At 57.5% G+C, this 21203-nt stretch carries 20 protein-coding genes and 1 tRNA gene; 12 read left to right on the plus strand and 9 right to left on the minus strand.

The annotated features are described in order from the left end of the window. Positions 1-68 precede the first annotated feature (68 nt). The 4 genes from rplT to GGR91_RS10465 form a co-directional block, all read right to left on the minus strand. Entirely contained in the window at positions 69-434 is a 366-nt protein-coding gene (gene rplT, locus GGR91_RS10450) for a 50S ribosomal protein L20 (RefSeq protein ID WP_183942150.1), read from the minus strand. 99 nt (positions 435-533) lie between these two features. Further along, complete coding sequence (gene rpmI / locus GGR91_RS10455; RefSeq protein WP_125231188.1) at positions 534-734, minus strand: 50S ribosomal protein L35; 201 nt, start codon at positions 732-734, stop codon at positions 534-536. 141 nt (positions 735-875) lie between these two features. Next, positions 876-1655: a histidinol-phosphatase gene (gene hisN, locus GGR91_RS10460; RefSeq protein WP_183942151.1), complete on the minus strand. Its 780-nt coding sequence runs from the start codon at positions 1653-1655 to the stop codon at positions 876-878. Beyond that, positions 1655-2590 carry a ribose-phosphate pyrophosphokinase gene (locus tag GGR91_RS10465; protein ID WP_183942152.1) on the minus strand — a complete coding sequence of 312 codons (936 nt, stop codon included), beginning with the start codon at positions 2588-2590 and terminating at the stop codon, positions 1655-1657. The genes hisN and GGR91_RS10465 overlap by 1 nt, the downstream gene beginning before the upstream one ends. 123 nt (positions 2591-2713) lie before the next feature. Between GGR91_RS10465 and GGR91_RS10470 the strand changes: the two genes are divergently transcribed. From GGR91_RS10470 to GGR91_RS10485, 4 genes are read left to right on the plus strand one after another with little or no spacing between them, the layout of a single operon-like run. Continuing rightward, positions 2714-4372: an NAD+ synthase gene (locus GGR91_RS10470; protein WP_183942153.1), complete on the plus strand. Its 1659-nt coding sequence runs from the start codon at positions 2714-2716 to the stop codon at positions 4370-4372. Positions 4373-4431: 59 nt separating this feature from the next. Next, complete coding sequence (locus tag GGR91_RS10475; RefSeq protein WP_183942154.1) at positions 4432-4839, plus strand: ubiquitin family protein; 408 nt, start codon at positions 4432-4434, stop codon at positions 4837-4839. Next, positions 4836-5804, plus strand: a complete 969-nt coding sequence (gene ribD / locus GGR91_RS10480; protein ID WP_322788812.1) for a bifunctional diaminohydroxyphosphoribosylaminopyrimidine deaminase/5-amino-6-(5-phosphoribosylamino)uracil reductase RibD — start codon at positions 4836-4838, stop codon at positions 5802-5804. Before GGR91_RS10475 ends, ribD begins: the two co-directional genes overlap by 4 nt. 15 nt (positions 5805-5819) lie before the next feature. After that, on the plus strand, positions 5820-6428 hold the full coding sequence (locus GGR91_RS10485; RefSeq protein WP_183942156.1) for a riboflavin synthase: 609 nt from the start codon (positions 5820-5822) through the stop codon (positions 6426-6428). Here GGR91_RS10485 and GGR91_RS10490 read toward each other — a convergent pair. After that, the gene (locus GGR91_RS10490; RefSeq protein WP_183942157.1) at positions 6425-7171 is read right to left on the minus strand and encodes a DUF1134 domain-containing protein; all 747 of its coding nucleotides are present in this window, start codon (positions 7169-7171) and stop codon (positions 6425-6427) included. The genes GGR91_RS10485 and GGR91_RS10490 overlap by 4 nt on opposite strands. A 196-nt stretch (positions 7172-7367) precedes the next feature. Between GGR91_RS10490 and GGR91_RS10495 the strand changes: the two genes are divergently transcribed. Next, positions 7368-7460: transfer RNA gene (locus tag GGR91_RS10495), tRNA-Ser, on the plus strand. Positions 7461-7722: 262 nt separating this feature from the next. Here the strand turns inward: GGR91_RS10495 and yghU are convergent. Both yghU and GGR91_RS10505 read right to left on the minus strand, forming a co-directional pair. Then, positions 7723-8604: a glutathione-dependent disulfide-bond oxidoreductase gene (yghU, locus tag GGR91_RS10500; RefSeq protein ID WP_183942158.1), complete on the minus strand. Its 882-nt coding sequence runs from the start codon at positions 8602-8604 to the stop codon at positions 7723-7725. A gap of 52 nt (positions 8605-8656) precedes the next feature. After that, a complete protein-coding gene (locus GGR91_RS10505; RefSeq protein ID WP_183942159.1) occupies positions 8657-10459 on the minus strand; it encodes an aminopeptidase P family protein in 1803 nt (600 codons plus the stop codon). 126 nt (positions 10460-10585) lie between these two features. Here GGR91_RS10505 and GGR91_RS10510 point away from each other — a divergent pair, with 126 nt between their 5' ends. Together GGR91_RS10510 and GGR91_RS10515 are read left to right on the plus strand one after the other, a co-directional pair. Beyond that, positions 10586-12670, plus strand: a complete 2085-nt coding sequence (locus tag GGR91_RS10510; RefSeq protein ID WP_183942276.1) for a S9 family peptidase — start codon at positions 10586-10588, stop codon at positions 12668-12670. After that, the gene (locus GGR91_RS10515; RefSeq protein WP_183942160.1) at positions 12667-13071 is read left to right on the plus strand and encodes an acyl-CoA thioesterase; all 405 of its coding nucleotides are present in this window, start codon (positions 12667-12669) and stop codon (positions 13069-13071) included. Before GGR91_RS10510 ends, GGR91_RS10515 begins: the two co-directional genes overlap by 4 nt. Before the next feature lie 43 nt (positions 13072-13114). Here the strand turns inward: GGR91_RS10515 and GGR91_RS10520 are convergent, their stop codons facing one another. Beyond that, positions 13115-13279, minus strand: coding sequence for a DUF1674 domain-containing protein (locus GGR91_RS10520; RefSeq protein ID WP_183942161.1), 165 nt, complete (start codon positions 13277-13279; stop codon positions 13115-13117). A 137-nt stretch (positions 13280-13416) separates the two neighbouring features. Between GGR91_RS10520 and GGR91_RS10525 the strand changes: the two genes are divergently transcribed. The 5 genes from GGR91_RS10525 to purH all read left to right on the plus strand — a co-directional run bounded on the left by GGR91_RS10525 (position 13417) and on the right by purH (position 19397). After that, the gene (locus GGR91_RS10525; protein WP_183942162.1) at positions 13417-14685 is read left to right on the plus strand and encodes an RsmB/NOP family class I SAM-dependent RNA methyltransferase; all 1269 of its coding nucleotides are present in this window, start codon (positions 13417-13419) and stop codon (positions 14683-14685) included. 149 nt (positions 14686-14834) lie between these two features. Continuing rightward, positions 14835-15365: a GNAT family N-acetyltransferase gene (locus tag GGR91_RS10530; protein WP_246337176.1), complete on the plus strand. Its 531-nt coding sequence runs from the start codon at positions 14835-14837 to the stop codon at positions 15363-15365. A gap of 60 nt (positions 15366-15425) precedes the next feature. Next, positions 15426-16088: a ribulose-phosphate 3-epimerase gene (gene rpe, locus GGR91_RS10535; RefSeq protein ID WP_183942163.1), complete on the plus strand. Its 663-nt coding sequence runs from the start codon at positions 15426-15428 to the stop codon at positions 16086-16088. Next, entirely contained in the window at positions 16085-17803 is a 1719-nt protein-coding gene (locus GGR91_RS10540) for a heparinase II/III family protein (protein WP_183942164.1), read from the plus strand. Before rpe ends, GGR91_RS10540 begins: the two co-directional genes overlap by 4 nt. A 4-nt stretch (positions 17804-17807) precedes the next feature. After that, a complete protein-coding gene (purH, locus tag GGR91_RS10545; RefSeq protein ID WP_183942165.1) occupies positions 17808-19397 on the plus strand; it encodes a bifunctional phosphoribosylaminoimidazolecarboxamide formyltransferase/IMP cyclohydrolase in 1590 nt (529 codons plus the stop codon). Positions 19398-19456: 59 nt separating this feature from the next. Here purH and GGR91_RS10550 read toward each other — a convergent pair whose 3' ends face one another. Further along, the gene (locus GGR91_RS10550) at positions 19457-20998 is read right to left on the minus strand and encodes a DEAD/DEAH box helicase (protein WP_183942166.1); all 1542 of its coding nucleotides are present in this window, start codon (positions 20996-20998) and stop codon (positions 19457-19459) included. Positions 20999-21203: the final 205 nt, after the last annotated feature.

A 21203-nucleotide genomic window follows, 5' to 3' on the forward strand; every position in this document is an offset into this window, starting at 1 on the left:
ATAAGCAAAAGGGCGCGAACGGCAAGTGCCGCCCACGCCCTTTTGCGCAATATCGAAGTTTTAGGAGCTTATGCTGCTTTCGCGAGCGCTGCCTTCGACTGCGCAATGATCGTGCTAAACATCGCGGCTTCGTTCATCGCGAGGTCGGCAAGTACCTTGCGGTCCAGTTCAACGTTAGCAAGCTTCAGGCCATGCATGAACACGCCATAGGTCATGCCTTCGGCGCGGACTGCGGCGTTGATACGCTGGATCCACAATGCGCGGAAGTTCCGCTTGTTTACCTTACGGTCGCGATATGCGTACTGACCGGCCTTTTCGACCGCCTGACGTGCGACGCGGATGGTATTTTTGCGACGGCCATAATAGCCCTTCGCCTGCTCTAAAATTCTTTTATGTTTAGCTTTGGTGGTCACACCACGTTTGACGCGTGCCATAATCTATATCCTTTTCGTTTTTCGTGGTCGCGTGGCTTAACCGAAAAACCGGTTCCCACTTTTTCGCACCACGCTCAGTCTGAAAACGTACGCGCAGTCTTAAAGACCGTATGGCGCCCATTTCTTGATTGTCTTGGCATCGGGATCAGAGATCACGCTGGTGCCACGGTTTTGGCGGATATACTTGGCATTATGGCTGCTCAAACGGTGCCGTTTTCCAACGACGCCATGCTTGATCTTGCCTGTTGCGGTGATTTTGAAGCGTTTCTTCACACCGCTCTTGGTCTTGAGCTTGGGCATTTTGGTCTCCTTTGTTGAGTCCGTATCAAGCCGACATGGCAGCCCTATTGGCCAGCCTGCTTATTCGGAAGGGGCGCGCCTAACCGGATTCGCGCGCGATTGCAAGCATATTGCCGGTAATATGGCCCGGACTGCTGCGTTTTAGTGTTGGCACGCCAATGCTTCGAGCACGTCATCAAGCCGGGCTGGGTCGCCCACCGCAATGATATGGCCGTCGGAAGCGCCGTGTAGTGGCTCCCCCGACCAATCGCTCATCATCCCCCCCGCGCCCGTTACGATGGGGATTAAGGCAGCAAAATCATGCAGCTTTAAGCCAGCTTCGACGACGATGTCGATATGACCAGTGGCGAGCAGGGCGTAGTTGTAACAATCGCCACCGAACAGCATTTTTTTATGTGCCGTTTGCGCCGCGAGCTCCATAAAATGATCGCCGTCATGCTGCGAAAAATATTGTGGCCCCGTCGTTGCCAGAGTGGCTTGATTCAACGCGGTGCATGCTCTTGTCGTAACAGGATTGCCGTTCAGTGTCGTCGGATAGCCCGCAGCGCCGACCCAGCGCTCGCCACTGATGCATTGGTCAATGACACCAAGGACAGGCCAGCCGTCTTCGAGCAACGCAATCAATGTTCCGAATATCGGCCGCCCGGCCATGAAGCTTACGGTTCCGTCGATCGGGTCAATAATCCAGCTGCGGCCCGAACTGCCGGTTTTTTCGCCATATTCCTCACCGATGATCGTATCGCGGGGGCACTCGGCATCCAGAATGTGGCGGATAGCGCTCTCGGCGGCGCGGTCGGCTTCTGTTACCGGGGACGCATCGGCCTTTGCCTCATGACTATAGGCTGCCCGGAAAAAGGGCCGGATAGCGTGGCCCGCTGCCTCGGCCAAACGGTTGGCCAGAAGGATATCCGCCGGTGTCATCAGTCGAACAAAGAACTGACAGAACTTTCATCCGCAATGCGCTTAATCGCTTCGCCCAACAACGGTGCGATGGGCAGCTGGCGTATTTTGGGACTGGCATTGGCAATGTCGGATGCCAGGATGGAGTCGGTGATAACCAGCTTGCGCAGTGAGGACGCGTTGACCCGGTTCACGGCTTCGCCCGACAATACGCCGTGGGTAATATAGGCGACGACGTCTGACGCACCGGCGGCTTTTAACGCGTCGGCCGCGTTACACAGCGTGCCTGCGCTATCTGCGATGTCGTCAATCAATATGCAGAAACGGTCTTTAACATCGCCAATGATGTTCATGACTTCGGAAACACCGGCTTTTTCGCGGCGCTTGTCGACGATTGCCAGTGGCGCATCATCAAGACGCTTTGCCAGTGCGCGCGCACGGACAACGCCGCCGACATCCGGCGATACGACGGTGATATTCTTGTCGCCATGGCGCTCCAAAATATCCGCGCTCATGACAGGTGCGCCGTAAAGATTGTCGGTTGGGATATCGAAAAAGCCCTGAATCTGGCCTGCATGCAAATCCACGGTCAACACGCGGTCAGCGCCAGCCTGGGTAATCAGATTAGCGACAAGCTTTGCGGAAATGGGCGTGCGTGGCCCCGGTTTCCGATCCTGCCGCGCATAGCCGAAATACGGAAGAACCGCGGTGATGCGTTTTGCCGATGCGCGGCGCAACGCATCAATCATGATCAGCAATTCCATCAAATTGTCATTGGCCGGGTGGCTGGTCGATTGGATAACAAACATATCTTCGCCGCGCACATTTTCATGGATCTCAACGAAAATCTCATTGTCGGCGAAACGGCGCACGCTGGCGTCGGTCAGCGGCAAGTTCATATAATCTGCAATGCCCTTCGCCAAAGGAAGATTGCTGTTGCCTGTCATCAATTTCATGTGCGTGTCCCCGGACCCCTGAGCGTTGAATTGCGCGTCAAAGTTTCGCCAATCGCCTTAGCGACGCGCAACTGGCCTGACAATCGGCTTGCCCCGCTACATTGTGGACAATAGGGTGATGAAATGACAAATCGGCTCAATATTGCAATGGCGCAGCTTAACCAGCGCGTGGGTGACCTGGCAGGTAACGCCGGCAAGATGCTTGAATGGCGCGCAAAAGCGACAGATGCCGACCTGATCGTGTTTCCCGAACAGCAGTTGATTGGGTATCCGGCCGAGGATCTGGTGCTGAAGCCAGCCTTTGCCGCGCGCGCTGCGGTGGAGCTTTCCAAGCTGGCGGCGGCGACAGCCGATGGCGGGCCTGCCATGCTCGTGGGTTCGATATTCCTCGACGATGGCGCATTGTACAACGGAATTGCATTGCTCGATGGCGGTCAGATTGCAGCCGTGCGTTACAAGCATGAGCTGCCCAATTACGGAACCTTTGATGAAAAGCGGATTTTCGCCGCTGGCCCCATGCCGGAACCCGTGCTGTTTAAGGGCGTACGCATTGGCGTTCCGATTTGCGAAGATGGCTGGCTCGCGCCGGTCAGCCTCCATTTGAAGGAACGCGGCGCTGAGTTGCTTATTTCGACCAACGGCAGCCCATATGAAATCGATAAGGATGACCGGCGTTTGGAAGAGGTTTTTGCGGCACGTGTGCGCGAAACCGGATTGCCGCTGATGTTTCTAAATCGTGTCGGTGGGCAGGACGAGCTGGTGTTCGATGGCAGTTCCTTTGTCCTGAACGCGGATGGTGCGGCTGCACATCGTTTGCCCGACTGGGAAGAGCATCTGCGCATGACGCATTGGACGCGCGGCGACGATGGCTGGCAATGTGCAGATGGGCCAAAGGCGCTTTGGGAAGACCATCCGGCGGATATCTACAGCGCGATGGTCACGGGCCTGCGCGATTACGTCAACACCAATGGCTTTCCCGGCGTCGTGTTGGGCATGTCGGGCGGTATCGATAGTGCGATATGCGCCGCCATTGCCGCAGATGCGCTTGGGCCGGACCGCGTTTGGTGTGTCATGTTGCCCAGCCGCTATACCAGCCAATCCAGTCTGGACGACGCTGCGCAATGCGCCGAAATGATTGGCTGCCGGATTGATACGATCCCGATTGCACCGGCCGTAATGGCGTTCGATGATATGCTCTCGGGCAGCTTTTCCGACCGCGATGTCGACATTACCGAAGAAAATATTCAGTCGCGTATCCGCGGGGTCACGTTGATGGCCCTGTCCAACAAATTTGGACATATGCTTTTGACTACTGGAAACAAAAGCGAAATGAGCGTCGGCTATGCGACGATTTATGGCGATATGGCCGGTGGCTATAATCCGATAAAAGATGCCTATAAAATGACGGTGTTTGCCATTTCCGAATGGCGCAATGCGCATAAGCCGCGCATTGGTCTTGGCCGGGATGGCCCAGTGATACCCGGCAATATCATTACCAAGCCCCCCAGCGCGGAATTGCGGCCGGACCAGAAAGACAGCGATTCGCTTCCGGATTATCCTGTCCTTGATAAAATGCTGCATGCCTTGGTGGAGGAAGAACGCTCGGTCGATGAGGTCGTTGCGCAAGGCTTTGACCGTGACACGGTGGTACGGATTGAACGGCTGCTCTATCTGGCCGAATATAAACGGCGGCAGGCACCCCCGGGGGTAAAGCTTGGCACACGAAACTTTGGACGGGATCGCCGCTACCCCATTACAAACGCGTTCCGAAGTGGCCGATAAGCCCGGCCTCTTTACATCGGGCACTGGAAATCGCGCGATATCCGTCTTATTGGATAGTCATGTCGTTTTTTAAAGATGTCTCGCTGCGCAGTGCGGGCACAGATCTGATCAGCTTTTTCCGCACAACGGGCACGCATAGTCCGTGGCTGTTTCTCGCTGCCTGTGTGCCGACGGCGATTATCATCTACACATTTTACATCGATACGCTTGAAAAGGCGAAGCCGCCGCCACCAACCGTGACCTATTTCGAAAGCTGGCCCGCGACGCGCACGATCGAGGAATCGAAAGCGGCGATTGCGGAATATCAAAAGCGAAAAGACGAAATGCGCGCCCGCGAGAAGGAGGCATATAAAGCATTCGGTCGCGCTGTCGGGATGGACGTGGAAAAAATTGAGCGTGAAGCCCAGCTGGAGCGTGCGAAAAAAGATGCGCAAGCGGACGACTCTGCCGCGGGAGCAAAACAATAGCCACCGCTGATCACCGCTTCATGGCCGCAGCTTTGGCGCTGGCGGAACGTGGCGTTGGCCAGACGGGGCTGAACCCGTCGGTTGGCTGTATCATCGTCAAGGAAGGCATCGTCGTTGGACGCGGCTGGACCCAAAAGGGGGGCCGTCCCCATGCAGAAGCCATGGCGCTGGCGCAGGCCGGTTCTGCGGCGCACGGCAGCGTTATTTACGTCACGCTTGAGCCCTGTGCACATCAATCCGACCGTGGGCCGGCGTGCGCCCTATTGCTTATGGACGCCCGGCCAGCCCGAGTGGTGGTTGCGCTGGAGGACCCCGATCTCCGGACTGCGGGTGAAGGCATCAAGGCGCTCATGGCCGCGGGCATCGCTGTCGAAACTGGCGTCATGGCGTCCGAGGCGCGCAAAAGTCTCGCCGGGTTTCTGAGCCGCATGCAGCTGCTGCGACCATTTGTAACGTTAAAAATCGCGACTTCGCTGGATGGTCAAATCGCAATGGCCGATGGCAGCAGCCGTTGGATTACGGGGGATATCGCGCGTGCGCATAGCCACATTGAACGCGCGCGGGCGGATGCCATTTTGGTCGGATCGGGCACCGTAAAGGCAGACGCACCACAATTGAATGTGCGGCTGACAGGACTCGAACACCGGTCGCCACGCAAGGTCATGCTGGGCAGCGGTGACGCCCCCGACGGGTGGGAAATCATCCGTGCGCCGGCGGACATCGCAAAGCTGGATTGCAATAATGTGATGGTCGAAGGCGGCGCCGCGACGGCCACGGCTTTTTTGAAAGCTGGGTTGGTTGACCGGCTATCATTGTACCGCGCACCCATTTTCATCGGGGCAGGCAAAGCGTGCCTTGGCGACATTGGATTGGGGCAACTGGCCGACGCACATGGGCTTTGGCAGCTGTGCGATTCCCGCAGTCTTGGCAAAGACCGTCTCGAAGTCTACGAACGCGCCAATTAAAGAGGCAATATATATATGTTCACAGGTATCATCACGGACGTTGGCAATATTCGTTCATCCGAACAGCGGGGCGATTTGCGCCTCGTGATTGACTGTGCATATGACATGGACACTGTCGCCATCGGCGCGTCTATCGCCTGTTCGGGCGTTTGCCTGACCGTTGTTGATAAGGGCGAAGGCTGGTTCGCCATTGATGCGTCTGCCGAAACCGTCTCACGCACCCCGGCGGGTATGTGGGAAGCAGGGACCAAATTGAACCTGGAACGCGCGCTGAAGGTTGGCGATGAATTGGGCGGACATATTGTCACCGGCCATGTCGACGGGGTCGGTCATATTGTTGACAGCGAAACCGTGGGTGACAGTTGGAAAGTCACCGTCGCCGCACCGGGCAGCCTAGCGCCCTATATCGCGGCCAAAGGATCTATAACCGTTGATGGCGTGTCGCTGACCGTCAATGACATTGCTGATCAGGCCGATGGTTCGGCGCATTTCATGCTGAACATCATTCCGCACACGGCGCAGATGACGACGTTAGGGACGCTGAGCGCCGGGCGGCAGGTCAATCTGGAGATTGACGTACTCGCCCGGTACTTGAAACGGATGGAAGATATGCGCGCCCGTTAGAAGGGCAGCCAGCGCTGCTTTTTGGAAAAGCGCATATATCCGACATTGGCGCCCAGCCGAATTCCGGCGCCTACCCTGATGGGAATGAGCACGACATCGCCGCGGCGCAGATAGCTCGCGTTGAAGCCACCGCCGAGATACACGACGCCCTCTCCGGCGGGATAGCGTTTGTAGATGTCCTCGGTGTCGTAAAGATTGTAGACAAGCACAAAGGTGCTGCCCCCATTTGCGCCAAGGTCGGGTCCAATCGATGGGCCCGTCCAATAGACGGTCTTTTGGCCCTCAATCTTATGATTTAGCGTGCCCGAGCCGTAACGTAGTCCAACGACAAGTGCGCCACCACCTTCGCGGCCAACGATGTAGCCATTTGGCCGACCCTGCTTTTTCAAAATGTCTTCAATCAGCTTGCCCAGTCCTTGGGCGCTTCTGCCAAAGACGCCCTCAGCTGCGCCGATCAAATCATCTTGCTGATAGGTGTCCTCGGTCGGGATCGCGGGAGACGCGGACGACGTTTCGGGTAATGCTGCAGGGGCATCTGTCGGAACGCCATCTTGAACAGTCGGAGCAACATCCGCTGCCGGGGCGGTGGCTGGTGCCGGTGTGCCAAGGTCTGAATCGATGACATCATTGGGATCAACGGTGTTAATCTGCGCTATTGCTGGTGAAGCGACAAGTGCGCCGGCTGCGAGCAGCATCAGCACATGATGTATCGACCGTTTCAGGCCCCGGTTGACTGCTAGCATGCGTATCCCACCCTCTTAAAATCAAGCGCCACTATATGATCCTCTGGATGAGCCTATGATGAACGGCCGACAATGTGCGTTCAGTGCGCGCCAGAGCGATCCTATTTCGTTAATTTTCTTCTTATACCATGCGCGTGTCAATAACCATTGCAGCCAAATGCATGCGACGCTATAGGCCGCCGATGCCAAACGCGCTGGAGACGTGGGTGAGTGGCTGAAACCAACGGTTTGCTAAACCGTCGTACTGGTAAATCCGGTACCGAGGGTTCGAATCCCTCCGTCTCCGCCAACAAAATTTCACGCAATCGCAAGATTTCAGCATCAGCAATGATCGCCGGAACCAATTTCGTGCTGCAGGCTGTAGCAACCAGCTTGGCGCAGAATGCACACTCCGCGTGTTCAATATCAGCAAGCGTTAATGTGAAGAATAGAGCTTGATCAGGAGGATATCCGATCAAGCTCTTAAGGAAAGGGCGCCCCTCCTTAAGTGAGAAGCCCTCGGGTCGCAGGACCCATATAGGCTTCATTTTTTCCTTCACGCGTGACGCAGGTCACGCTTTTGCAGCGGCAATCTTATCCTGCGTTTTGGTGTCGAAGTCGCTGGCGTCATGCCGCTCATGCAGCTGGCTGGCCGGATCACCCATGACGCGATTGACCATGCGTCCACGCTTCACAGCTGGTCGTTCGGCAATCAAGTCAGTCCAACGGATGACATTTTTATATTCATGGACAGATAGAAACGCGCCTGCGTCGTAAATCAGGCCTTTGACGAGCGCGCCATACCATGGCCAAATCGCCATATCGGCGATGCTGTATTCGTCGCCCGCCATATAAATGCGGTCGGCAAGGTTGCGGTCCAGCACGTCCAGCTGCCGCTTCACCTCCATCGCGAATCGGTCGATGGCATATTCAAATTTGAACGGCGCATAGGCATAAAAATGGCCAAAACCGCCACCTAGATAGGGCGCGCTGCCCATTTGCCACATCAGCCAGTTGATCGTTTCCGTCCGCGCGTGATGCTCGGTCGGTAGGAACGCGCCGAACTTTTCGGCAAGATATAAAAGGATCGACCCCGATTCAAAGACGCGTGTCGGTTTCGGCGTCGAATGGTCGAACAATGCGGGAATTTTGGAATTGGGATTGGCTTCGACAAAGCCGCTCGAAAACTGGTTGCCGTCGCGGATATTGACAAGCCACGCGTCATATTCTGCGCCTGTATGGCCAAGCGCGAGCAGCTCCTCAAGCATGACCGTCACCTTCACGCCATTGGGCGTGGCAAGGGAATAAAGTTGCATCGGATGCTTGCCAACGGGGCGTTCTTTGTCATGCGTTGCGCCGGCAATGGGCCGGTTGATATTCGCAAACTGGCCCCCGTTTTCGGTATTCCATTCCCAGACCTTCGCTGGCGTGTAATCGGAAAAAGTCTGGGTCATGGATGTGCTATTCCTCAGGTGAAATCATCGGGTGTCGGTTGATAGGCGGGGTTTAGGACAAGGGCGCGCACGCCTCATGTGCCCAAGCCAGCGCGTCGCCGTCCAGCTGTGGCGCGATAATCGACAGCACCTTGGCATGATAATCATTCCACCAGCGCAGCTCTTCGCCGTTTAGCAAGCTGACATCCACTAACGTCTTGTCAATAGGTGCGAAGGTGAGCGTTTCGAAACCGAAATAGCGGCCTTCCGCGCCGGCGATTTCGCGTTCTTCGACCAGCACCAGATTTTCGATGCGAATGCCATATTCGCCGGCTTTGTAATAGCCCGGCTCGTTGGAGAGGAACATGCCTGCTTGCAAAGGCTCGTCTGTGCCAGCCTGTCCGCCCGAGAATTTCCCAATGCGCTGCGGCCCTTCATGCACCGCAAGGAAGCTGCCGACGCCGTGGCCGGTGCCATGGGCGTAATCAAGGCCAGCCTGCCAGAGTGCGGCCCGCGCCATCGTGTCGAGTTGCGCGCCGCGGGTGCCTTCTGGGAATACCGCTAGCGCAAGCGCGATATGGCCCTTAAGCACACGGGTGAAACGGTCCTTCATTTCGGCTGTTGGCTGTCCGGGGCCGACCCAGATCGTGCGGGTTACGTCCGTGGTGCCGTCCAAATACTGCCCGCCGCTATCGACCAGATAGATGCTGTTGGGTTCAATCGCCCGGTTGCTCTTTTCGTCGACCTTGTAATGGCAATGCGCGCCATTGGGACCAGTCGCCGAAATCGTGTCGAACGACAGATCGTGCAGCATGCCGGTATCTTGGCGGAAGGATTTCAACCGCGCTGCCGCCGACAATTCGTCCAGCCCGCCCTTATGCGCCGTTTCGCTCATCCAGTGCAGGAAGCGGCTTAGCGCTGCGCCGTCACGCGCCTGCGCCGCACGATGGCCGGCTTGCTCGACATGGTTTTTGACGGCCTTTGGCAAAATGGTCGGGTCACGCGCTTCGACGATCGTAGCCCCGCCATCCTTCAGTGCGCCGAATATCGCCGCGACGGCACGATCCGGATCCACGGCGATGCGTTTGCCGTTCATGGCTTTCAATGCAGGAACAAACTCTTCCGGGGTGCGCAAGCGCACGGCATTGCCCAAATGCGCCCGGACGTCATCGCCGACCTTTTCCGGGGCGACAAACAGGTCTGCCGTGCCATCGGCATGGGCGAGCACGAAGCTGAGCGCCACCGGCGTATTCGCGACATCAGAGCCGCGGACATTCAGAAGCCATGCCACCGAATCGAGTGCAGAAATCACCGTGCTGTCCAAAGCATTGGCCGTCAGCCATTCGGCAACCGCCGCGCGTTTCTCCGCGCTGCTTTGTCCGGCAAAACGGTCTTCATGGACCATGAGCTTGGCGTCGCTTTTACCCGGCTGATCCGCCCATACGGCATCAATCGGGTTGCTTTTGACCGCGACCAACTCTGCGCCTTTGGCTTTCAACGCCACTGTCGCGCTTTCGACCCAACCCTTTGTGTGGACCCACGGGTCATAACCGATGCGCGCGCCTGCGGGCGTGTGTTCTTTCAACCAATCAGAAATGCTCGTTTGCGGCACGCCGACATATTGCCAATTGTTGCCGTCGACCTGCTCGCGCACCTGAAGCGTGTAGCGGCCGTCGGTGAAGATAGCCGCTTCTTCCGATAAGACCACCGCAGAGCCTGCAGACCCGCCAAAGCCCGTAAGCCAGCCAAGACGTTGGGCATAGTCCCCGACATATTCGGACATATGTTCATCGCAAATCGGAACGACGAATCCATCGAGCTGATCTTTTTTCAGTTGGACGCGCAAGGCAGTAAGGCGGGCTTCGTAGGTGGACATCTTTGACTTCCGTTCATATGGTTGTGCAAACCATATAAGCGAGGAAGTCTTCTCATGAAAGCACTGCTCCCACTCATTATTGCGATTGGTGCGATATCCGCGCCTGCATTTGCCCAGAAAGACATTATGACTGAAAAAACCGCCGGTGAAATTAAGCCCCCCGTTGCTGAAAAGCGCCCGCACAGTGCCACGTGGCACGGGGTTATAATTACCGATGATTATCATTGGCTGCGCGATTCGGGTTATCCGACGATCGATGATAAAGAGATACTCGCGCATCTGAATGCCGAGAACGCCTATTTTGAAGCGCAGATGGCACCGCAGGCGCAGCTGACCGAAACCATCTTTCAGGAAATGAAAGGCCGCGTCAAAGAAGACGACAGCTCGGTCCCGCAAAAGGATGGCGACTATATCTATTGGTCAAAATTCGAAGAAGGCGCGCAATATCGCAAGCATTATCGCAAGCCAGTTGCCGGCGGTGCCGATCAGCTCATCCTCGACGAAAATATACTCGCCAAGGGCAAGGCCTATTTCCGCCTTGGTGCTGCAGAGATCAGTCCCGATGGCAAAATATTGGCATATGCGTACGACGATAATGGGTCGGAACGGTTTGACCTACATTTTCGCAATCTGGAAACCGGCGAAAAATTGCGCGACATCATCCCCGGCACATTGTCGGGCATTGTCTGGTCATCGGACAGCAAAGGCGTTGTTTACGGCCTCGCCAATGAAAATTGGCGCACCGACAATGCGTGGTACCACCGGCTGGGTGAAGATCTGACCAAAGCGAAGTTGCTGTATAAAGAACAGGACATCGGTTTTGGCGTTGGTGTCGGCCTGACTGCGCAAGAGGATTGGATCGTCATTGGTACGGGCGACAATGTGACGAGCGAAGTCCGGCTGGTCCCCGCCAGCGACCCAACCGCAACGCCGATCATGGTGTCCCCGCGCAAGACGGGACGCCAATATAGCGTCGATGTGCGCGATGGCACTTTGTATGTTTTGACCAATGACGATCACGTCAATTTCCGCGTCGCCACCGCCAGCATGAAGGCACCGGGCGAATGGAAAACGCTCATCGCCGGGTCTGACCGCCACTATTTGACGGGGCTGTCGCTGTTCAAAAATTTCTACGTCACTGAAGGCCGCATCGATGGCCTCGATCAAGTTGAAATCCGCGATTATGCCGATGCCAGCAAGGTGCAGCCAATCAAATTCCCTGAAGCCAGCTATGATGCGGGCCTTGGCGATAATCCCGAATATGATGTGACGAAGTTGCGGCTGGGTTATGAATCGATGGTCACGCCGGACACGGTGTTCGACTATCATCTGGCCGATGGCCGCTTGGAAACATTGAAGGTTCAGGAAATCCCCAGCGGATATGATCCCGCGCAATATGTGACCGAACGCGTGATGATCACGGCGCGCGATGGTGCCAAGGTGCCGGTGTCCATCCTGACCAAAAAGGGTTTCAAAAAAGACGGCAGCCAGCCGCTGCATCTATATGCTTATGGCGCATATGGTTACGCGATGCCGCCCGGCTTTAGCGCCAACCGGCTGTCGATGGTCGACCGCGGCTTTGCCTATGCCATCGCGCATATTCGCGGCGGTGATGACCTTGGCTATCAATGGTATTTGGACGGCAAGCTGACCAAGCGCACCAACACGTTCAACGACTTTGTCGATGCGGCGAAAGGCCTTATCGATTTGGGCTTCACCAGCAAAGGCAAGGTTACCGCAAGCGGTGGTTCGGCTGGCGGTGAATTGATGGGCGCGGTGGTCAATCAGGCACCCGAATTGTTCGGCGCGGTCGTCAGCCATGTGGCCTTTGTCGATGTGCTCAACACGATGCTCGACAAGGATCTGCCGCTGACGCCGGGCGAATGGCCCGAATGGGGCAATCCAATCACAGACAAGGCGGCGTTCGACTATATCCGCAGCTATAGCCCCTATGACAATGTCGCGGCAAAGGCTTACCCGCCCATGCTGTGGACCGCTGGATTGAATGACCCGCGCGTGACCTATTGGGAGCCCGCAAAGATGGTCGCCAAGCTGCGCGATATGAAGACAGACGACAATGTGCTGCTGCTCAAAACCAACATGGGCGCGGGCCATGGCGGAAAGTCCGGACGGTTCGAGCGGTTGCGCGAAAATGCCGAAGAGGCAGCGTTCATCATCTGGCAAATGGGGATGGCATCATCACAAAAATGACCCCATTCACGCGCATATTTACCGCGCAACCAGATGACATTGACGAGCTTGGCCACGTCAACAATGCGGTCTGGGTGCGGTGGATTCAGGATATGGCGACAGCGCATTGGCAGGCGGTTGCTGCGCCTGAACATATCGCCGCCTATTTTTGGGTCGTGACGCGGCACGAAATTGATTACCGCGGGAACATTGCTGCAGGTGAGAGCGTGACGGCGCGGACGTGGATCGAAAGCGAACCAAAGGGTGCGCAATTTGACCGGCGGGTGGATTTTGTCGATGCCGCGGGCAAGGTCATTGTGCGGGCCAATACGACTTGGGCGATGATTGATAAAGCGACCGGGCGATTGGTGCGCGTGCGGCCCGAAGTGTCAGCCCCGTTTATGGGTCCTGACCCTAGGTAGCCCAGTCTATGATATGCCGGAATATCGATGGACGATAGGCGGGTTAAAAATCGACCGCCACGCCCTTCAATTCCCAATCACCATAACGCACGGGGTCCAGTCGTTCCGCATCTGGTTCGGGTTCGCGATCAACCGCTTTCGGTGCCGGCACGGGCGGGCTTTTCGACAAATAATCGGGTGCTTTGACATGTGAAGGGCGCGTGCCCATGAAGCTTCTCCTTCGAAAGCGCATTCGGTTAACCCCTACATCGGTGCAGATGCACCCGTTTGCAAGGTGAAGCTGCGCATGGACCTGACATCGAACCGCTCTTCCCTTGTTTGGCGCAGACGCCTAGTGCGCTGTGTATGACTGAAGAAATTTCCGGACTTCCGACCCGCCGCGCCGCATTACGGTTGCTTGATACCGTTATGCGCATGGGCACACCGTTGGATCAAGCAACGGCAAATGCGACCAAAGGGCTATCGCCGCCGGACCGCGCGCTCGCCATCGCGATTGCGCAAGAAACGCTGCGCTGGTCGGTTGATCTGGACCAGTTGATTGACAGCAAAACCAAACAGCCGCTGCCGGACGATGCCAAGGCGCGCATGGTATTGCGGCTGGCGCTGGCGCAAATATTGCGGCTGGGCACACCCGCCCATGCCGCGATTGCGACCGCGCTGCCGCTGGTTGATGGCGGACCACGGCGGCTGGTGCATGGCGTGTTGGGGTCGCTCTTGCGCGCCGAAGCCACGCTGCCCGCTCTACCGTCGCTGCCAGAGGCAGTGATGATGCGCTGGCATCCGGTATGGGGCGACGACATGATTGCAGGCGCACAGGCCGCATTGTCAGAACCGCCGCCGCTTGATCTCGCCTTGCGCGATCCTTCTTCCACACAGGCCTGGGCGGAACGACTGGGTGGCGTCAGCCTGATGCCCGGGCATGTCCGCCTGCCGCGCGGGACCGCCATTGAAGAACTCGATGGCTATGACGAAGGCGCATGGTGGGTGCAGGATCTCGCCGCCAGCCTTCCGGCGCGCTTGCTGGGCAACGGGCAGGGCAAAAGGGCGCTCGATTTATGTGCGGCCCCCGGCGGCAAGACTATGCAGCTTTCGGCCGCAGGTTTTACCGTGACTGCGCTGGATAACAGCGCCCGGCGCATGGACCGTCTGATGGCCAATCTGGAGCGCACGCAATTAAATGCAGAGCGCGTCAATGCCGACGTCATGGATTGGAAACCGGCGCAGCTGTTCGATGCCATTTTGCTGGATGCCCCATGCAGTGCGACGGGCACGATGCGGCGCCATCCCGATGTGCTGCAGCGCATTGACCTGAAAGCCATCAACAATCTGGCGGCGATTCAAAGCGCGATGCTGGACCGTGCGGCGCAATGGTTGAAGCCCGGTGGCACCTTGGTCTTCGCGACCTGTTCGCTTGAACCGCATGAGGGCGAGGCGCAGGCAGAGGCGTTTCTTGCGCGGCAGCCGGAATATACGACGAAGCCTGTAACGGCTGACGAGTTGCCCATTGGGGTTACTGCAAACGCGCAAGGGCATGTCCGGACGATGCCGCCCATGCTGGCCGAACAAGGCGGCTTGGACGGATTTTTCGTGGCGCGGTTCTTGCGGGCTGGTTAAGGTACAAAAAATACCGAAGCCCTGAGCCGTCAGCGCGCACGCGCTGGCGAAAAGTCGAGGGGCGGCTATCGTTCGCAAAGCGCGCTTCGACGGACGCACCCTCTACCCGGATGCTGCTCAGGGCTACGCTATGATCGGAGGGGAAGACATTGACAGCGCCAACACTCACGACCGAACGCCTCTCCATCGAACCCATGACGCGCGCGCATTGGGAAGATTATGCTGCGGCGTGGGCTGACCCGCGTATGACTGCGTTTATTGGCGGTGAGCCGCGCAGCCGCAATACAAGCTGGATGAAAATGCTTCAGGGCATCGGCATGTGGTCGCTGTTCGGCTATGGCTATTGGGCCTTTGTCGAGCGCGAGAGCGGACGCTTTGTCGGCAATGGCGGGCTGGCGCAATTTGAACGCGGCATCAGCGATCTTGAAGGCTTTCCCGAAGCTGGCTGGGCGTTTACGCCCGATGCCTGGGGCAAGGGTTATGCGACCGAGGCGATGACTGCGATACTTGGCTGGGCAGACGCAACGAACTTGGGTGAAATCCGCTGCATCATCGACCGCGGCAACGCAGCTTCGCATAATGTCGCAGCGAAGCTTGGCTTCACCAAATTTGCGGAGTCGCATGATGTGATCGGTGACCTGTTCGTTTACCGCCGTGAGCCGCACCAAAGCGTGCGATAAGCTGTGTATAACGCGGTCCGTTCGCTTGCCCATGCGCGGTCCAGCGTCTAAACGCAAAATATGACCAGCCCTGTTCGCATTGCGCCATCAATTTTGTCCGCTGACTTTGCCCGATTGGGAGAAGAAGTGCGGGCCATTGATGCCGCCGGATGTGACTGGATTCATGTTGATGTCATGGACGGACATTTTGTCCCCAACATCACCATTGGCCCTGCGGTGGTAAAGGCGCTTCGCCCACACAGCGCAAAGCCGTTCGATGTGCATTTGATGATTTCGCCGGTCGACCAATATGTGCAGGATTTTGCAGAGGCTGGCGCGGATATTATTTCATTCCATCCCGAAGCCGGGCCGCACCCGCATCGCACCGTGCAGCTGATCAAGTCGCTGGGTAAAATGGCGGGTATCGTGCTCAATCCGCACACGCCGGCCAAAATGCTGGATTATCTTATCGACGACATCGACCTTGTGCTGGTGATGAGCGTCAACCCCGGTTTTGGCGGCCAGAGCTTTATTTCAAGCCAGCTGCGCAAAATTGAAGCTATTCGCAAGATGATCGACAAAACAGGCCGCGATATCCGGTTGGAAGTTGATGGCGGCATCACAACGCAAACGGCGCCACTGGCGATTTCGGCAGGGGCGGACACGTTGGTTGCCGGAACCGCGACCTTCAAGGGTGGCGCGGGCCAATATGCGGCCAATATTTTGGCGCTGAGGGGTGAATGACCGACGGCGATGAAGGCGACAATGGGCAACGGCAAACGGCGTTGATTGTCAGGCCCCAAGGCGCGGGCCAAAATCTTCTCGAGCGGTTGTCTCTCGAATTTTACAAATTAACATGGCGCACGCCGCTGCATAGCGGCAGGCTCACGGGCAAGGTTCCCATGCGCTTGCTCGCGGTGCCGAACGATCCCCTAAAAGGCGATGCCGGGCGCGGGCAGGCGCTGCGTATGGGCAAATTCCATTATCAGGGTTTTGAACAGGCGTTCGACGGCTTGGATTATGACAAGCTCGCGCTTCAGCCGTCGCTGACCGACTATATTCACCGATTTGATTGGCTGCGTGATTTGTCCGCGGCGACCAATCGCGGCGAAGGTGCACCGGTCGCAGCACAGATTGCCGATGCATGGTTGCTGGCCAATGGCATGAAAACGCGTGAACCGGCATGGCGCGTCGACAATTGTGCGTGGCGCTTGATGAACATGGCAGCGGGATCGCCCTTTCTGCTCAGCAGTGCGGACCCCATTTACCGTGCGCGCGTCATTAATCATTTCGCCCGGGTTGCGCGCCATCTCGATCAAACAGCCCCGCGTGCACAAAGCCATTTCGGCAAGACCGTGGGTTGGGCAGGCGTCGTCGCGGCATCGCTTTTGTTGCCAGAGGGCAAGGTGCGCCGCGCCGTTGGCGAGAGCGGCTTGGCTGAATCGTTGCGGGCGACCATTTTCCCCGATGGCGGCGTGGTGTCGCGCTCACCCGTTCAACTTATGGAATTGATCGGCCTGCTCAGCTTGCTCAAGCAATGCTATACGGCGCGCAACGAGATGGTGCCTATATTCCTGCTCGAAGCGCTCGGACGGGCCGTGCCCGCGTTGCTTGGCCTTACCCATGCCGATGGCGGTCTTGGCGCGTGGCAAGGGTCAGCGCATATGGGTGCGGAACATATCGATGCGCTGGTGGCCGCCAGCGAAGTGCGCGCGCGACCACATCGGCAGGCGCTCGATTGGGGTTATCAGCGCGTTTCGGCGGGTAAGTCCGTGCTGCTGCTGGATGCAGGTCCCCCGCCACTGGCGCGTCAGTCCGCGTCAGGCTGCGCCTCAACGCTTGCGTTTGAATTGTCGCACGGTGGGCAGCGCGTGATTGTTAACTGCGGTGGTGCGGCGCTTGTCGGTGCAACGATACCGGCTGCGTTGGCGCGCGGGCTTCGGACCACGGCGGCGCATTCGACATTATGCATGAATGATACCAACTCGACGGCCATCCTGCCCGGGGGCCAATTGGGCAAAGGTGTTGTCGAAGTGGGGCTCGAACGCCGCGATATTGATCAAGCGACGCGCATTGAGGCCAGCCATGACGGTTACGTCCGGACCTTTGGCTATAGTCACACGCGATTGTTGATCCTGCGTTCCGATGGCATGGATCTGCGCGGAGAAGACACTTTGCTGCCCCGGGACAAACCTAAAGAAGGCGTGCCGGTGCATATCCGTTTCCATCTTGGGCCAGAAATCGAAATCGTCGCTTCCGATAGCCCACAAGCGGTGTTTTTGCGGATGGCCGACGGCAGCAATTGGGCATTTATGGCATCTGACGGTCAATTATCTGTGGATGACAGTCTCTGGGTTGATCAAAATGGTCGTCCCCACCCCACCCGCCAACTTGTGATTGCCACAGACACTGGTACAGGCGGCCTCACCATCGGCTGGCAGCTCCGCCATTTAGGATAAATTTATGCAAGACGTCGTCATTAAGCGTGCCCTACTGTCCGTTTCGGACAAGGCGGGATTGGTTGAACTTGGACATGCTTTGGCAGCGCGCCATGTCGAACTGGTCTCCACCGGTGGTACCGCCAAGACGCTGCGTGATGCAGGGCTTCAGGTGAAGGACATTAGCGAGCTTACAGGTTTTCCCGAAATGATGGACGGCCGCGTTAAAACGCTGCATCCCAAAGTGCATGGCGGATTGCTTGCCGTTCGCGACAATGCCGAACATGCAGCGTCGATGAAAGAACATGACATTGGCGCAATCGACCTTGTCGTCGTGAACCTTTATCCCTTTGCGCAAACCGTGGCGAAGGGTGCCTCGCGCGATGAAATTATCGAGAATATCGACATTGGCGGGCCGTCGATGGTGCGCAGCGCCGCGAAGAACCACGCATATGTCACGATCCTGACCGACCCATCCGATTATGACAATCTGATCGCGGAGTTGGAAGAAAGCGGCGGCAAAACAAGCTATGACTTCCGCCGTAAATGTGCGGCCAAAGCCTATTCGGCGACCGCAGCATATGACAGTATGATCAGCCAATGGTTCGCGTTTGCAGATCAGCAGCAGCTGTTCCCGGATATGCTTGCGGTGAACGGAAATCGCCAAACCGAATTGCGCTATGGCGAAAACCCGCATCAGCGCGCGGCGCTGTATGTGCCCGTCGGCCCGCATGGATCGGGTATTGCCCAAGCCGAACAGGTGCAGGGCAAAGAATTGTCCTATAACAACTATAACGACGCTGATGCGGCACTTGAACTGGTCAGCGAGTTTCGCGACGGACCACCTACCGTCGTCATCGTTAAGCATGCCAACCCCTGCGGTGTGGCAACTGGCGAAACCTTAATCGACGCGTACCGCGCGGCGCTCGAATGCGACAGCGTGTCGGCATTTGGCGGTATTGTTGCGGTTAACCGCCCACTGGATGGTGCTACTGCGGAAGCCATTACCGAGATATTCACCGAGGTCGTTGCCGCGCCATCGGCGGATGATGCCGCCAAGGCGGTGTTCGCAAAGAAAAAGAATCTGCGGCTTTTGTTGACGGGTGATCTGCCCGATCCAAAGCGCGGCGGCTTGTCGATTAAGCCGATCACGGGCGGTCTTTTGGTGCAGTCGCGCGATAACGGTCATGTTGCCGACAGCGATTTCAAAGTGGTGACCAAGCGTGCACCATCGGTGCAGGAATTGGCCGACTGCCGCTTTGCCTGGACCGTGGCCAAGCATGTAAAGTCGAACGCCATTGTCTATGCCAAGGATGGCGCAACCGCGGGTATTGGCGCAGGCCAAATGAACCGACGCGACAGCGCGCGGATTGCCGCGATTAAGGCAACCGAAGCCGCCGAAACTTACGGTTGGGAAACGCCGCGCACCGTTGGATCGGCAGTGGCGTCAGATGCGTTTTTCCCGTTTGCCGATGGCTTGCTGGCTGCCGCTGAAGCGGGCGCAACGGCGGTCATTCAACCGGGCGGATCGATGCGTGATGACGAAGTGATCGCCGCTGCCGACGCGGCTGGTCTGGCCATGGTCTTCACCGGAATGCGCCACTTCCGCCATTGATGACCAAGCCGTCCCCCTGAACTGGTTTCAGGGGAACGGCTCGTCGTTGTTGCTGCGGTTTACCCAGCGCGTTTCACGGAACCTTTGTAATTTCCGTTACCGCCCTTTTTTGGGCCATAGTTCCGCGCCGGTGCGCCCGGATCGCGACGGTTTTCGCTGCGTGCGGCAAATGCACGGTCGGCGGTAGGACGACGGTCACCGCTTGCGGCATTGTCGCTACGTGGACGCGCATCGCGGCTGCCTTCACGGCTGCCGTCACGCGGTCCGATGGCTGGCTGCCATCCACCTTGTGGTGCATGCGTCCGGTTGCGGGTTTCGCCGTTCAAGCCAGTGCCGCCATTGTTGCCGCCCAATTTCTTGCCAGCATAGTTCGTACGACCGCCACCGGGTTGACCACCACCGCGACCGCCACGGGCCTGTTGCGGTTTCTTGTCGGCAACGGGGGGTGGCAATGCGGCAACAGCCGCACGGAAGCCCTCAGGCAAACCAAGCGTCATGGCGCGCACGCCCGTCAGACGCTCAATGTCCTTCATATAGCCACGCTCGTCACCCGCAACGAAGCTCATCGCGATGCCTTCACGGCCCGCACGCGCGGTACGGCCGATGCGGTGCACATATTGTTCGGGCACATTTGGCAGTTCGAAGTTGAACACATGGCTTACGCCGGGAACGTCGATGCCGCGCGCGGCAATATCGGTTGCGACGAGGATTTTGATTTTGCCGTCACGAAATGCCTGCAGCGCAGCGGTACGCTGGCCCTGGCTTTTGTTACCGTGAATGGCGGCCGATTGGATGCCAGCGCCAGCAAGCCCACGCACAACGCGGTCGGCGCCATGCTTGGTGCGCGTGAACACAAGTGCACGATCAATCTCTTCGCTTTGCAACTTGAGCGTTAGCAAAGTCTGCTTTTCGCGCTGTTCGACAAAGGTCACGAATTGCTCAACGCGCTCCGCAGTGGTGGACGCAGGCGCGACCGACACACGCACAGGATTGTTAAGGAAGCGGTTGCCCAATTCAGCAATCGCCTTTGGCATGGTGGCCGAGAAGAACAATGTCTGACGCTGCTTTGGCAGCAATTGGTCAATACGCTTCAATGCGTGGATGAAACCAAGGTCCATCATCTGGTCCGCTTCATCAAGGACGAAGATTTCGACGTCCTTCAATGTCACCGCGCGTTGCTCGATCAAATCGATCAGACGGCCCGGTGTCGCGACCAAAATATCAACGCCGCCAGCAAGGCGTTTTTTCTGGCTGAAAATGGGCATGCCGCCAAAGACGCAATCCACCTTCAGGCCAAGGAATTTGCCATAGGTGCGGAAGCTGTCGGCGATCTGTGCCGCAAGTTCGCGGGTTGGCGACAGCACAAGCATACGGCAGCTATATTGCTGACGCGCTTTTGGCTTTGTTGCGAAATGGTGCAGCGATGGCAAAGCAAACGCCGCGGTCTTGCCGGTTCCGGTCTGTGCGATACCGCACAGGTCGCGGCCTTGCAGCAATGGCGGGATCGACTGTTGCTGGATCGGCGTTGGGGTATCATATCCCGCAGCTTCAAGCGCCTTAAGGATAGGTTGGGCAAGGCCCAGGTCTTGGAAAAAAGACATATATATACTTTCAAATAGTCGTCGCAGCCCCATGATGCAGATCCTTGAAACAGGACCGCACGGGCGCAACAGCAGGTGTTCGGGAGCAGCTTATGCTGACCCGTTGGAAACAACCCTGCGTGATATGGGAAGCCTCTAAGCTTACGCATCTTGTTCGATTGGCGAGGCCACTTGTTGCGGCCCTCACGCTGCCAATACTGCGGCG

It is taken from the genome of Sphingorhabdus rigui, from assembly GCF_014196595.1.
In the GTDB taxonomy this organism is placed as follows: domain Bacteria; phylum Pseudomonadota; class Alphaproteobacteria; order Sphingomonadales; family Sphingomonadaceae; genus Sphingorhabdus_B; species Sphingorhabdus_B rigui.